General features: G+C 71.8%; 10 protein-coding genes. 2 read left to right on the forward strand and 8 right to left on the reverse strand.

Features of this window, described 5'->3' with window-relative positions:
• Positions 1-84 precede the first annotated feature (84 nt).
• From ACIPWY_RS38365 to ACIPWY_RS38400, 8 genes are all read right to left on the reverse strand, one after another.
• Positions 85-1,035: a hypothetical protein gene (locus ACIPWY_RS38365; protein WP_362910125.1), complete on the reverse strand. Its 951-nt coding sequence runs from the start codon at positions 1,033-1,035 to the stop codon at positions 85-87.
• Between the two features lie 133 nt (positions 1,036-1,168).
• Positions 1,169-2,215 carry an N-acetylglucosamine kinase gene (locus tag ACIPWY_RS38370; RefSeq protein ID WP_393705713.1) on the reverse strand — a complete coding sequence of 349 codons (1,047 nt, stop codon included), beginning with the start codon at positions 2,213-2,215 and terminating at the stop codon, positions 1,169-1,171.
• Positions 2,212-2,889, reverse strand: coding sequence for a uracil-DNA glycosylase (locus ACIPWY_RS38375; RefSeq protein WP_362910123.1), 678 nt, complete (start codon positions 2,887-2,889; stop codon positions 2,212-2,214). Before ACIPWY_RS38375 ends, ACIPWY_RS38370 begins: the two co-directional genes overlap by 4 nt.
• Before the next feature lie 34 nt (positions 2,890-2,923).
• On the reverse strand, positions 2,924-4,012 hold the full coding sequence (locus ACIPWY_RS38380) for an exo-alpha-sialidase (RefSeq protein ID WP_362910121.1): 1,089 nt from the start codon (positions 4,010-4,012) through the stop codon (positions 2,924-2,926).
• A 92-nt stretch (positions 4,013-4,104) separates the two neighbouring features.
• The gene (locus ACIPWY_RS38385) at positions 4,105-6,156 is read right to left on the reverse strand and encodes a dipeptide ABC transporter ATP-binding protein (protein ID WP_393705712.1); all 2,052 of its coding nucleotides are present in this window, start codon (positions 6,154-6,156) and stop codon (positions 4,105-4,107) included.
• Positions 6,157-6,183: 27 nt separating this feature from the next.
• Positions 6,184-7,089 (reverse strand): ABC transporter permease, encoded by a 906-nt coding sequence (locus tag ACIPWY_RS38390; protein ID WP_362910117.1) that lies wholly within the window; start codon positions 7,087-7,089, stop codon positions 6,184-6,186.
• Positions 7,086-8,036 (reverse strand): ABC transporter permease, encoded by a 951-nt coding sequence (locus ACIPWY_RS38395; protein WP_362910115.1) that lies wholly within the window; start codon positions 8,034-8,036, stop codon positions 7,086-7,088. Before ACIPWY_RS38395 ends, ACIPWY_RS38390 begins: the two co-directional genes overlap by 4 nt.
• Entirely contained in the window at positions 8,033-9,925 is a 1,893-nt protein-coding gene (locus ACIPWY_RS38400; protein ID WP_393705711.1) for a peptide ABC transporter substrate-binding protein, read from the reverse strand. Before ACIPWY_RS38400 ends, ACIPWY_RS38395 begins: the two co-directional genes overlap by 4 nt.
• Positions 9,926-10,184: 259 nt before the next feature.
• Here ACIPWY_RS38400 and ACIPWY_RS38405 point away from each other — a divergent pair, with 259 nt between their 5' ends.
• Complete coding sequence (locus ACIPWY_RS38405; protein WP_362910111.1) at positions 10,185-11,366, forward strand: ROK family transcriptional regulator; 1,182 nt, start codon at positions 10,185-10,187, stop codon at positions 11,364-11,366.
• Entirely contained in the window at positions 11,363-12,910 is a 1,548-nt protein-coding gene (locus ACIPWY_RS38410; RefSeq protein WP_401536885.1) for a M81 family metallopeptidase, read from the forward strand. The genes ACIPWY_RS38405 and ACIPWY_RS38410 overlap by 4 nt, the downstream gene beginning before the upstream one ends.
• Positions 12,911-13,026 lie beyond the last annotated feature (116 nt).

The raw sequence follows: 13,026 nt of genomic DNA on the forward strand, positions 1-13,026 counted from the left end.
ACCGGTCCCGAGCGGGTACGGCGACGGGCCCGACCCCATCGGGGTTCGGGCCCGTCGCCGGTGCCTGCGTGCGGTCCGGATCCCTTAGAGGGCCGGCGCGCCCTGCGGCTGCTGCGGGGCGATGCCCAGCGCCGTCGCGTACTTCGACAGGGCCAGCTTGCCGATCGCCGGGTAGGCGCCCAGCGACTCGGCGGAGGCGCAGCCGGCCTCGTTCGCCGCTGCCTCAAGAAGGCTCGCGTCTATCTCCGGGCCGATCAGGTACGGGGCGAGCGCCAGCTGCTGCGAGCCGGAGCCGCGCAGCTGCTCGGCGGTCGCCGCGATGGCGCCCTCCTCGTCGAGCGCGGCGGCCATGACCGGCACCGCGAGGCGCGCGGCCAGGAGCATGCCGGTGATCCCGGCCGCCTGGACGGCCTCGTCGCCGCCGACCGAGGCGAGGATGATCCCGTCGGCGGCGGTCGCCACCGTGAACAGCCGGGCGCGGTCGGCACGGGCCAGGCCCGCCTCCGACAGACGCACGTGCAGGCCCTCGGCGAGCAGCGGGTGCGGGCCGAGGACATCCGTCAGCTCGGCGGCCGTACGGCTGTCGATGACGGCCTGCCGGATGCGGCGCGTGAGCGCGCTGTCCGGGCCCGCGAGCAGGGGCACGACCACGGCGACCGGTCCGTCGGGCTCCGCGACGTCGGCGCCCGCGGCACGGGCCTGCTCGAAACGGGCAGTGCGCTCCTTCGCGGCGCGCGCGAGCACGGCACGAAGGGAGGGGAACTCGGCGAACGGGGAAGCCTCGGCGGCCTCCGAGTCGTCACCGTCGAGGTAACCGATGCGGGCGTCGAGGCCCGGCAGCTCGGAGCGGGCGATGCTCACGACCTCTTCGGCGAGGCTGCGCGAGGCACTGCTGGGCGTGCCAGGCACCGCGAGGACGAGCGCGGGTGCGCCCTCGGGGGCGGCCACGGGTTCCGGGCGGCGGTGCCGACCGGGCTGACGGGGTCGCGGCATTCGTACAGGCAGGCCGGATGCAGGCCCAGTGGGGGAGCTCATGCCGCCGCATGCTACTGGCTCGCGGGTCTCCCTTGTTCGGGGAGGGGGCAGCTGAGCGGTATCCGTCCGGATTTATCCTTTCGGCGACGAATGGCTCAACTGTCCAGGTCAGAGGGGGCGCAGGGGGCGGCCCTCAGCGGTCGGCACCCTCCGGGGGGACGTGGAGGAGCCTGCCGTCGCACGGCAGGAGCAGGCCGTCGAGCGCGAGCGCGGCGGAGATCACCAGCGCACCGTACAGGGGGTCGCCGGTCGCCGACACGGCTTCGGCGTACGGGAGTTGGTCCGCGAGCTCGGCCCGGAGCGGGGCGAGCAGCGGCTCACCCATCTTGAACAGACCGCCGGTGAGCGCCACTTCACTGCCTTCGCCCGCCGGGCACACAGCGGCCGCCGCCTCGGCGATATGGCCGGCCGCCTCGCGCAGGACTCCGGCGGCCACGGAGTCGTCGACTGCGGCGCGGGCCACATCAGGTGCGAAAGACGCGAGGACGGCGGGACGGTCCGTACGCGGATAGATCCGGGCGGGCAGCCCGGCCGCCGGGCCGAACCGCTCCTCGGCGAGGGCGAGCAGCGCGGCAGAGCCCCCGCGGCGCCCGTCGTACGCCCGCATCGCCGCGTCCAGGCCCGCACGGCCGATCCACGCGCCGCCCCCGCAGTCGCCCAGGAGATGCCCCCAGCCGTCGGCCCTGCGCCAGCTGCCGAGGTCCGTGCCGAGCGCGATCATGCCGGTGCCCGCGGCGACGACCGCGCCGGGCCGCTGGCCGAGCGCGCCCGCGTACGCGGTGACCCCGTCCGCGGCCAACGCGAGCCGCCGCACGCCCAGTTCGGCCGCGAGCGCGTCCGGGAGCCCGGCGCGCAGGCCGTCGCCGAGGGTGGCCATGCCGGCCGCGCCGACGGCGACCGCCCTCAGCCGCGGGACGCCCGGGCCGCGGTCGCCGACGCGGGCGAGCAGCTCCCGGGCCATCGGAAGCATCTGTGCGAGCAGATGCCCGGCGTCGATGCCCGCCGCGCCGGTCCGCACGGGCTCGCGGGACACCGTCGTCTCGGGACGGGTCAGGTCCGCGGCCGAGGCGAGCGCCACGCGCAGACCGGAACCACCGGAGTCGACGCCGAGGACCCAATCGGTGCCCGCGGGATAGTCCCCGCCGTCACCCGGCCCGGCAGCGGCGGGCTCGCGTGTCACGGCAGCCGCCAGTCCACCGGCTGCCCGCCCTGCCGCACCAGCAGGTCGTTGGCCCGGCTGAACGGGCGCGAGCCGAAGAAACCGCGGTCGGCCGACATGGGGGAGGGGTGTGCGGACTCCACGGACGGCAGGTCACCGAGGAGAGGGCGCAGATTGCGGGCGTCGCGGCCCCACAGGACGGACACGAGCGGACGGCCGCGCGCGGCCAGCGCCCTGATCGCCTGCTCCGTCACCTCTTCCCAGCCCTTGCCGCGATGTGCGGCGGGGCGGCGCGGGGCCGTGGTGAGCGCCCTGTTGAGCAGGAGCACGCCCTGCCGCGTCCAGGGCGTCAGGTCACCGTTCGACGGCTGTGACAGACCCAGGTCCGTGTTCAGCTCGCGATAGATGTTGATGAGGCTGCCGGGCAGCGGCCGCACCTCGGGCGCGACCGAGAACGAGAGCCCGACGGCATGTCCCGGCGTCGGATAGGGGTCCTGGCCGACGATCAGGACCCGCACCTCGTCGAACGGCTGCTGGAACGCGCGCAGCACGTTCGCCCCGGCCGGGAGGTAGGTGCGTCCCGCGGCGATCTCCGCGCGCAGGAACTCACCCATGGCGGTGATCTGTCCCGCGACGGGTTCCAGGGCCTTCGCCCAGCCGGCTTCTACGATTTCGTGCAAGGGTCGTGGTGCCACGGGCGTCACCCTACTGCCGTGACCGCCGGGCCGATCAACCGACCACGGCCGCTCGCACGCACAGCACGTCCGGCAGATGGGAGGCCAACTGCCGCCAGCTGTCCCCGTCGTCGGCCGACGCGTACACCTCGCCGTTGCGATTGCCGAAGTACACGCCCGCCGGGTCGCAGTCGTCCGTGCACATCGCGTCGCGCAGCACCGTCCCGTAGTGATCGCCCTGCGGGAGCCCCGCCGTCAGCGGCTCCCAGCTCCTGCCCGCGTCCTGCGTACGGAACACGCGGCAGTGTCGCTCCGCGGGCACACGGTCCGAGTCGGCGCTGATCGGGAAGACGTACGCCGTGTCCCCGCGGTGCGGATGCGCGGCGGCGGCGAAGCCGAACGTCGAGGGGAGGCCCGCCCCGATGTCGCTCCACAGCGTCCCGCCGTCGTCGCTGCGGTACACGCCCCAGTGGTTCTGGAGGTAGAGGCGGTCCGGGTCGGCCGCGTCCTGCGTGACCTTGTGGACGCACTGGCCGAACTCGGGGTTCGGATCCGGCAGGAAGACCGCCGAGACTCCGGAGTTGGCGGGGTCCCAGCTCTGTCCGCCGTCCCGTGTGCGGAACACCCCGGCCGTGGACACCGCGACCGTCACCGCGCTCGCGTCACGCGGATCGGTGACCACCGTGTGCAGCCCCTCACCGCCGCCGCCGGGCACCCACTTCGACCGCGTCGGGTGCTCCCACAACGGACGCACCAGGTCGAACGTCTCGCCCCGGTCCTCCGAGCGGTAGAGCGCAGCGGGCTCGGTGCCCGCGTACACCACGTCCGGCTCCGCGGCTGCCGGGTGCAACTGCCACACGCGCTCCAGCGAGGCCCCCGTGTCTTTGGGGAACTTGACGGCGGGGCGCGACGGCTCGGTCCACGTACGGCCCAGGTCGTCGGAGTGGAAGACGGACGGGCCGAAGTGCGCACTGTCACCGCCCGCGAGGAGCCGCGGGACCTCGCCCCGCGTGTCGATCGCCACCGAGTACACGGCCTGCGAATTGAAGTACGGCCCTTCGTCGAACTCCCATGGGCCGCCGCCCCGCCTGCGGCCGATGAAAAGCCCTTTGCGTGTGCCTACCGTCAGCAGCACTTCAGTCATGCCGGACACCTCCGAGGACGCCTTTGTCTCAGGTACGGGCCAGTCTGCACCCGACCACTGACAGTCACCCTCGGAGGCGGCATCGTCGCAGGTCACACCGGCTGGGCGGCCACCTCGTCGGGCACCGGAAGCGGAAAGTGACAGGCCACCTGGTGGCCGGCGCCGCGCGGCGCCGCGACCGGCGGCTCGACCTCGGCGCACACGTCCCGCGCGAGCGGGCAGCGGGTGCGGAACCGGCAGCCCGACGGCGGCTTCGCCGCGGACGGCGTCTCGCCCGTCAGCGGAGATCCGGAACCGGCCGCGGCCGACGGATCGGGCACGTTCACCGTGTCGAGCAGACCCCGCGTGTACGGATGCAGCGGACGCGCGTACACCTCCTCCGCGGGACCGGTCTCGACGAGCTTGCCGAGGTACATCACGCCCACGGTGTCGGCGAGGTAGCGCACCACCGCGAGGTCGTGCGAGATGAACAGATACGTCAGACCGCGCTCGCGCTGGAGCTCCCGCATCAGGTTGAGGATCTGCGCCTGCACGGACACGTCCAGCGCCGACACCGGCTCGTCCGCGACCACCAGATCGGGCGACAGCGTCAACGCCCTTGCCAGGCCGAGGCGTTGGCGCTGGCCGCCGGAGAACTCGTGCGGATAGCGGTGCACGGCGCCGCGCGGCAGCCCCACCGCGTCGAGGAGGGTGCCGATCTGCGCCTCCTGCTCGGCGCGGCTGCCGACGCCCTGGATGACCAGGGGTTCCCGCAGGATCTCGCCGACCCGCATCCGCGGGTCCATGGCCGCGGTCGAGTCCTGGAACATGAGCTGGATCCGGCGGCGGTGCGCCCGGCGCCCGGCTCGCGTGAGGCCCGCCAGGTCCTCGCCGCCGAAGCGCACGGATCCGGCCGTCGGGTCCTCCAGGCCCGCGACGATCCGGCCGAGCGTCGTCTTGCCGCAACCGGACTCGCCGACCATGCCGAACGTCTCGCCCTTGCGGATGGTCAGCGACACCCCGCCCACCGCGCTGACCGTGCCGCGACTGCGCGAGAACGGGCCGCCCTTGAGGGGGAACTCCTTGACGAGAGCGTCGAGTTCGAGGAGCGGCGCGCCCGGGGCCGACTGTGCGGGGATCGTGGCCGGCGCGATGACGTCGGCCGCTCCGCCTCCCCCGGACCCGTCCGGCACCGGGTGGAAGCAGGCGAACCGGTGCTCCGCTCCCCGTAGTCCGTCGTCGGCGAGCGGCGGCTCCTGGGTGCGGCACTCGTCCGTGGCGAACAGGCAGCGCGGCGCGAACCGGCAGCCCTCCGGGCGCACCGTCAGGTTCGGTGGGAGCCCGGGGATCGTGTGCAGTTCGGTGCCACTGTCGCCCGCCCGCTCCGGAAGCGCCGCGAACAGGGCCTCCGTGTAGCGGTGGCGCGGGCGGGCGAACAGGCCGCGGACGTCGGCCTGCTCGGCGACCTTGCCCGCGTACATGACGGCGACGCGGTCCACGCGGTTCGCGATGACTCCGAGGTCGTGCGTGACCAGGATCATCGCCATGCCGAGCCGCTCGCGCAGGTCGTCGATCAGCTCCAGGATCTGGTGCTGGGTCGTCACGTCGAGCGCGGTCGTCGGCTCGTCGGCGATGAGCAGCTTCGGTTCGCAGACCAGGGCCATCGCGATGGCGACGCGCTGGCGCATGCCGCCCGACAGCTGGTGCGGGTACGCCTTCATGCGCTCGGCCGGCTGCGGCATGCCGACGAGCCGCAGGGTCTCCTCGGCCCGTGCCCAGGCCTCCTTGCGGGAGACGCCGCGGTGCAGGAGGAGGGGCTCGGCGACCTGCCGGCCGATCGTCATGGTCGGGTTGAGCGAGGTCAGCGGGTCCTGGAAGACCATGCCGATGGTGTTGCCGCGTACGTCCTGGAGGACGGGGGCGGGCGCGGCGGCCAGGTCCACTCCGTCGAACAGGACACGCCCGCCGGTGATCCGCCCGCCGGGCGGCAGGAGTCCGAGGACGCTGAGCGCGGTCATCGTCTTGCCGCAGCCGGACTCGCCGACGACGCCGAGCGCCTCACCGGCGGCCAGGTCGAGGGAGATCCCGTCGAGGGCGTGGACGGTGCGGTCGCGGGTGGCGATGTCGACGCGCAGGTCGTCGATCCTGAGCAGGGGCTCGGTCATGTCTGCTTTCCTCAATGCCTCGGTCCCTTACTTCCGCAGCCGTACTTCGAACGCGTCACGCAGTCCGTCGCCGATGAAGTTGAACGCGGCGACGACCAGGACGATCGCGATGCCCGGCGGGAAGATCAGCCACCAGTAGCCGTTCTGCGTATAGGTGATACCGGCGGACAGCATCGAGCCCCAGTCGGCCGACGGCGGCGGGATGCTGAGTCCGAGGAACGCGAGATAGCTGACGTAGAGGATGGCGTCGGCGATCTGGAACGTGCAGTTCACGATGACCGTGCCGATCGCGTTCGGCACGATGTGCTTGAACACGGCCCGCATGCCGCCGCCGCCCATCATCCGCATGGCCTGGACGTACTCCCGGTTGCGCAGCGACAGCGCCTCACCGCGCACCAGGCGGGCGGGGGAGAGCCAGGCGACCCCGGCGATGATCAGGATGAGGACGCCCTTGCTGGGCGTGATGATCGCGGCGACCACGACGAGCAGGAACATCGCGGGGATGGCGAGCGCCGCGTCGGTGACTCGCATCATCGCGGCGTCGACCCAGCCGCCGAAGTACCCGGCGACAGCCCCGTACACGGTGCCGAACAGCGTCGCCAACAGGCCGGCCGCCAGGCCGATTTCGAGCGAGGTCCGCCCGGCGACCATGAGCCGGCCGAGCAGGTCGTAGCCCAGGTCGGTGGTGCCGAGGAGGTGTCCGGCAGTACCGGGGGAGAGGTTCGCCCGCGCGAGATCCGTGTGGATCTGTTCGGTCGGATGGACGAGAGGGCCCAGGTAGCAGAAGGCGAGCAGCAGGACCAGGACCACGACGCCCGTCAGGGCCAGCTTGTTGCCGGTGAAGACGCGCAGGGTGCGGCGGGCGAGGGAGGGAGTGGCCTGCGCGGCTTCCTCCTGGCCCGGCTGGACGGGAAGGACGGCGGACGTACTCATGCCACGCTCCGGATCCGGGGGTCGAGGACGGCGTACAGGACGTCGGTGAGCAGCGAGCCGAGGACCGTGGCGATACCGACCACGAGGGTCACGCCGAGGAGCACCGGGAAGTCGGAGCCCTGGGCCGCGTTCCAGAACAGCAGCCCCATTCCCGGGTAGTTGAACATCGACTCGACGACGAGGGCGCCGCTGAACAGGGTCGGGAGGTAGAGCCCGAGGAGGGTCGCGAGGGGGATCAGGGCGTTGCGCAGCACGTGCCTGACCATGATCCGCCGGCTGGACTGGCCCTTCGCCATGGCCGTGCGGACGTATTCCTCGGTGAGGTTGTCGAGCACGGCGGAACGCATGTAGCGGCTGAACATCGCCACGATCCCGAAGGCCATGGTCACCACCGGCAGGATCAACCCCGCGAAATCGCCGAGGAGTTGACCGATCGTCTCGCCCTGCGGTGCCTCGGCCGGGAAGATCGGCATGACCTGCGCGAACAGGATGATCATGATGAGGCCGAGGAAGAAGACGGGCGTCGCGTACAGCAGGAAGGCGAGTCCCGTGAGTGCGTAGTCCGAGGCCTTGCCGCGCCGGACGGCCTGGAGCAGGCCCAGCGGGACGGCGATGACGACGGCGAGGACCGTGGACAGGACCGTCAGGAGCAGCGTCTTCGGCAGGCGCTGCTTGAGCAGTTCGAAGACCGGCGAGTTGAGCTTGTACGAGTCGCCGAGGTCGCCGGTGAGCAGGCGCTTCAGATACATCACGTACTGCGTCGGCAGTGAACGGTCGTAGCCCTGCTGGTGGTTGAAGTGCTCGATCTGCTGGGGGGTGCCCTTCGGGCCGAGGATGGCGCGGGCGGGGCCGCCCGGCAGCAGATGCAGCAGCGTGAAGACGATGACCGAGACGAGGAACAGGACGACCAGGGCCTGTAGGAAGCGCTTGACCAGAAAGCCGGTCACTTCGCGGCTCCCTTCTTGGCGTGCTTGTTGTTCGTGCCGTTCGCGTGTTGCTTGTCGTTCGTGTGCTGCTTGTCGTTCTTGACGAAGTACCAGTGCTGCGGCGCGAACGTGACCGTCGGGTTCTGCTCGATGCCCCGCAGGTCGTTACGGATCACCGACACCTGGTACGCGGGGTTCGGCATCCACATCACCGGCAGCTGCGCCGCGAGGTACTCGCCGTACTGGTGGACCGCCTTCATGTCCGGCGAGAACTGCACGGCCCGGATGATCCGGTCGGCCTTCCTGTCGCTGTAGTTGCCGAAGTTGGCGGAGGCCCCCGTGGAGAAGAGCTGCTCGCCGCTCGGGTTGAGCGGGTAGTACCAGCTGCCGGCCGTACCGAAGAAGGACATGTCCCAGTCGCAGCCGGGGTCCTTGGCGGTGCACGGCACGGAGTTGCCGAGTACGGAGTTCAGGGGCTGCTGGCGCACGGTCAGGCCGATGCCCGCCCGGCTGAGCGACGACTTCAGCTCCTGCATCATGTTCGTCGTCTCGGTGGAACCCGACTGCGAGAGCAGGGTCATCTCCAGGGGAGCGTTCTCCTTGACGCCGGCGCCGCACTCGTCGTCGCCGGTGCCGGGGCGTGCGCAGCGCGCGATGCCGTCGCGCGTCTTCCAGCCGTGCGCGGAGAGCAGCTCGCGCGCGGTGCGTACGGAGAAGGGGTACTGGTTCTGCGCCATGGCGGGGGACAGGTACTGGCTCTTCGGCGTCACCGGCACCGGACCCAGCGTGGGCGTGGCACTGCCCTGCCAGATGACGTCGCTCATCGCCTTCTGGTCGACGAGGTGCTGCATCGCCTGCCGGATGTACAGCTGGCTCATCAGGGGCCCGGCGTGGGTGGAGTTGAAGTTGTAGACGATGTACGTCGCGGCCCAGCCCTCCCACGGATCGACGCGGTACCCCTTGTCCTCGAACTTCGCCTTCTGCGCCATGACGGACGGCGGGATGTAGCCGTAGTCGACGCCGCCGGAGCGCAGCACGTTGTACTCGGAGTCGGCGGTGGTGAACGGCTTGAAGACGACCTTGTCCAGGTGCGGCCGCTCCGAGTCGGGGCCGGTGAACTTCTCGTTCGGGACGACGGTCACCTGACCGCTGTCCCGCCAACCGGCAAGCTTCCAGGGCCCGTTGACCGTCCTCCAGAGGGGATCGCTGCCGTACGAGCCGAGGCTCTTGGCGTGCCGCGTGAGCCGGGCGAAGACGGCCTTGGCGCCTTTGGTGGTGCGGTCGTGATCGCCGACCGTGCCGCCGTCCTTCGTGGCGTCCCACGCGTGCTGGGGCAGGGCGCGCATCAGCGTGAGCTGGTTGGCCGTGAACCAGTCCGGGTTGTACGCCCGGTCGAGGTGCAGCCGCACCGTGTGGTCGTCGACGACCTCGAACCGCTTCACGTTGTCCGGCATCGTGCCGACCGAATAGCTGCCCCAGTCGGCCTTGTTCGCCTTGACGAGGTTGAACCAGAACTCGAGGTCGCGGGAGGTGACCGGCTTCCCGTCGGACCACTTCACGCCCTCGCGCAGCGGTACGGTCACCGTCTTGTTGCCGTCGCTGTACTTCGGTTCGAGGCCGAGCGTGCTCGGACCGTGCGTGGTCAGTTCGCCCTTGAGCTGCACGGCGTCGTAGACCGGCATGAACAGCAGTGTCTGGATGCCGTAGTTGTACGAGGCCCCGTAGCCGGGCGCGCCGATCGGGAAGATCCAGTTCGGGGTGGCCGCGGGAGGCAGGGCCATCGTGGCCGTGCCGCCCTCCACGGGGGTGCCGCCGGTCGGCCCCATGGCGATGCTGCCGCCCTCGTGCGTGCAGCCGGTGAGCGCCGCCGCGAGGACGAGGACGGCGGCCGTTGACCTGAATGAGCGCATGCCGGAGGGCCTCCAAGGGGACGGGGGACGGCCCCGTACCGGAGTGCGACGGGGCGGCGCCCGAACGCTAGGCCGGTCGGCGAAAACAAGTCAATAGCTTCATTCGGCAAATAGCTCTTCGGCCCGAAGGTATGGCCATCTTGGTTCGATTCCATCTAGGGTTCGAGTTGTCATCGAAGGAACTCGTCGAACGAACTCGCGGAACATCAGCGCGCTGAAGCAAGCAGCCAAGAAGCTGCCGAGCAACGAAGAGGGCGGTATGGCCGACACATCGCAGGGCGAACCGGGGTCGGCGCAGCACATCCTGCACCTGGTCTCCTCGGGCGCCGCCACCTCCCGGGCCGATCTCGTACGCGAGCTGGGTCTCGCCCCCTCCACCGTCTCGCTGCGTGTGCAGGAACTCGTGGCGGCCGGCGTGCTCACCGAGTCGGGCGAGGGCGCCTCCCGAGGCGGGCGGCGCCCCCGCCTGCTGCGCGTGCGGGCCCAGGGCGGCGTCGCGCTCGCGGCCGACCTCGGCAGCCATCACGCACGGCTCGGCGTCGTCGGCCTCGACGGGACCGTCCTCGACGCCGTCGACCTGCCGCACGACATCACGGTCGGACCCGAGTCGGCCGTCGACTGGCTCTGCGGCCAGGTCGCCGAACTCGCCGCGCGCCAGCGTGAGGCGGGCCGGACCGTGCGCGCGCTCGGCGTCGGCTTCCCCGGTCCGGTCAAGCCGGGCGAGGGCCGTGTCCTGAGCCCGTCCCGCATGCCCGGCTGGCACCGCTACCCGCTGCGCGACGTCCTCGCCGAGCGCCTCGGCCTGCCCGTCACCGTGGAGAACGACGCCACGATGATGGCCGTCGGCGAACACCGCGCGGCCCGCCCCGACCTCGACCACATGGTGGTGGTGAAGGCGGGCCGCGGCATCGGCAGCGGCATCATCTCCGCCGGCCGCCCGCACGACGGGGCCAACGGCTGCGCCGGCGACATCAGCCACGTACGCGTGGAGGCCGCGCAGGACCGCCCGTGCAGCTGCGGCAACATCGGCTGCCTGGAAACGGTCGCCAGCGGCGCCGCGCTGATTCGCGAACTCGCCGGGCAGGGCGTCGAGGTGGCCTCCACCACCGAGCTCCTCCAGCTTGTCGCGGACGGCGACCCGCAGGCCACGACCCTGGTCCGCACCGCGGGCCGGCACATCGGCACGGTCCTGTCCGTCGTCGTGAACTTCTTCAACCCGCAGGCCGTGGCGCTCGGCGGCGCACTCGCCGCCGCCGAGCCCCTGGTCGCAGCCGTCCGCGGAGTCCTGTACGAGCGCTGCCTGCCGCTCGCGACCGCGGACCTGGACATCACCACGACGGTCACGGGCCGCGACGCGGGACTGCTCGGCGCGGGCCTCACCGCCCTGCGCCACAACCTCCCCACCGCACCCGTCCCCCAGGAAGAGAGCGCCTCAGCATGACCAGCACCGCCCCCGCACGCCGCCTGCGCATCGGCATCGGCGGCATCGGCATCGAGTCCTCCACGTTCTGTCCGCACCGCTCCACGACGGACGACTTCCGGCAGACGCGCGGCCAGGAACTCCTCGACCGCTACACCTGGACCCGGCCCGACTCCGACCTCGCCGGCCTGGTCGAATGGGTGCCGCTGCTGCACGCGACCTCCCTGCCAGGCGGCCCGGTCGAGGCGGAGTCGTACCTGATCCTCAAGGACGAACTCGTCACCCGCATACGCGAGGCAGGCCCCCTCGACGGCATGGTCTACGACATCCACGGCGCCATGAGCGTCATCGGGCTCACCGACGCCGAGGGCGACCTGACGGACGCGGTCCGCGCTGCCCTCGACGCGCACGGCACCCGCCCGCTGCTGTCCGCCGCGATGGACCTGCACGGCAATGTCTCGCGCCGTTTCGCCGCCCCCTGCGACCTGCTCACGGCCCACCGGCTCGCCCCGCACGAGGACGCCTGGGACACCCGCGAGCGCGCCGCCCGCAACCTCGTGCGCTGCCTGCGCGACGGCACGCGCCCGCACCGCGCCTGGGTCCAGGTCCCCGTCCTGCTGCCCGGCGAGAAGACCAGCACACGCCTCGAACCCGCCAAGTCCCTGTACGCCTCACTCGCCGACATCGAGGGCAAGGAAGGCATCCTCGACGCGGCGATGTGGGTCGGCTACGCCTGGGCGGACGAGCCGCGCTGCAAGGCCGCCATCGTCGTCACCGGCGACGACGCCCAACTCGCCGCCGCGGAAGCCGAGAAGCTCGCCCGGCGCTACTGGGACGCGCGCAGGGACTTCGCCTTCGTCGGTCCGACCGGCAGCGCCGAGGAGTGCATCGAGAAGGCGGTGGCCTCCGGCAAGCGCCCGTTCCTCATCAGCGACTCCGGCGACAACCCGACCGCGGGCGGCGCCGGCGACCTGGCGTACATGCTGGGCAAGCTCCTCGCCAACGACGCCGTCCGCACGGGCGAGGTCACGGCCGTGCACCCCGGCATCACCGATCCGGTCGCCGTCGCCCGCTGCTTCGAGGCGGGAGTGGGCGCCGAGGTCACCCTCGGTGTCGGCGGCAAGGTCGATGCCGGCCATGGCGGACCGTACGAACTCACCGGCACCGTCACCGCGTTGCAGCGCGCCACTGAACAGAAGGACCGGGCCGAGGGCGGCGCCTACGACCGTGGCGTCGACATGGCGGCCGTGCGCGTCGGCGGACTCACCGTCGTCCTCGTGGAGCGCCGCAAGCCGTTCCACACGCTCGCCGACTTCATGGGCCCCGCCGAGGGCGGCCTCGGGGTCGACCCGCGCGCCTACGACCTGGTTGTCGTCAAGATCGGCTATCTGGAGCCCGAACTCCACGAGATGGCTGCCGACTGGCTGCTCGCCCTCACCCCGGGCGGCGTCGACCAGGACCTGCTGCGGCTGGGCCACCACCGGGTCGAGCGGCCGCTGTACCCGTTCGACGACGGCGCGTACGCGGACGGACCTGGCCCGGACCTCACGGCCACGCTCCTGTAGGCGGCGCTCCTGCGGTTGTGCTTTCTGCGAGTCGTGGAGCGGACGGAGTCGCGGAGCGGCGGCTTCCGGGTGAGGCTGGAGAGGCCCGTACCGGCAGTCGACGAGCCGGTGCGCTC

This window comes from Streptomyces sp. NPDC090032 (genome assembly GCF_044748025.1).
Taxonomy (GTDB): domain Bacteria; phylum Actinomycetota; class Actinomycetes; order Streptomycetales; family Streptomycetaceae; genus Streptomyces.

Excerpts from the sequence above, each read along its gene's own strand:
- ACIPWY_RS38365 (WP_362910125.1), bottom strand. The coding sequence starts at position 1,035 with ATGAGCTCCCCCACTGGGCCTGCATCCGGCCTGCCTGTACGAATGCCG.
- ACIPWY_RS38380 (WP_362910121.1), bottom strand. The coding sequence starts at position 4,012 with ATGACTGAAGTGCTGCTGACGGTAGGCACACGCAAAGGGCTTTTCATC.
- ACIPWY_RS38385 (WP_393705712.1), bottom strand. The coding sequence starts at position 6,156 with ATGACCGAGCCCCTGCTCAGGATCGACGACCTGCGCGTCGACATCGCC.
- ACIPWY_RS38390 (WP_362910117.1), bottom strand. The coding sequence starts at position 7,089 with ATGAGTACGTCCGCCGTCCTTCCCGTCCAGCCGGGCCAGGAGGAAGCC.
- ACIPWY_RS38400 (WP_393705711.1), bottom strand. The coding sequence starts at position 9,925 with ATGCGCTCATTCAGGTCAACGGCCGCCGTCCTCGTCCTCGCGGCGGCG.
- ACIPWY_RS38405 (WP_362910111.1), top strand. The coding sequence starts at position 10,185 with ATGGCCGACACATCGCAGGGCGAACCGGGGTCGGCGCAGCACATCCTG.
- ACIPWY_RS38410 (WP_401536885.1), top strand. The coding sequence starts at position 11,363 with ATGACCAGCACCGCCCCCGCACGCCGCCTGCGCATCGGCATCGGCGGC.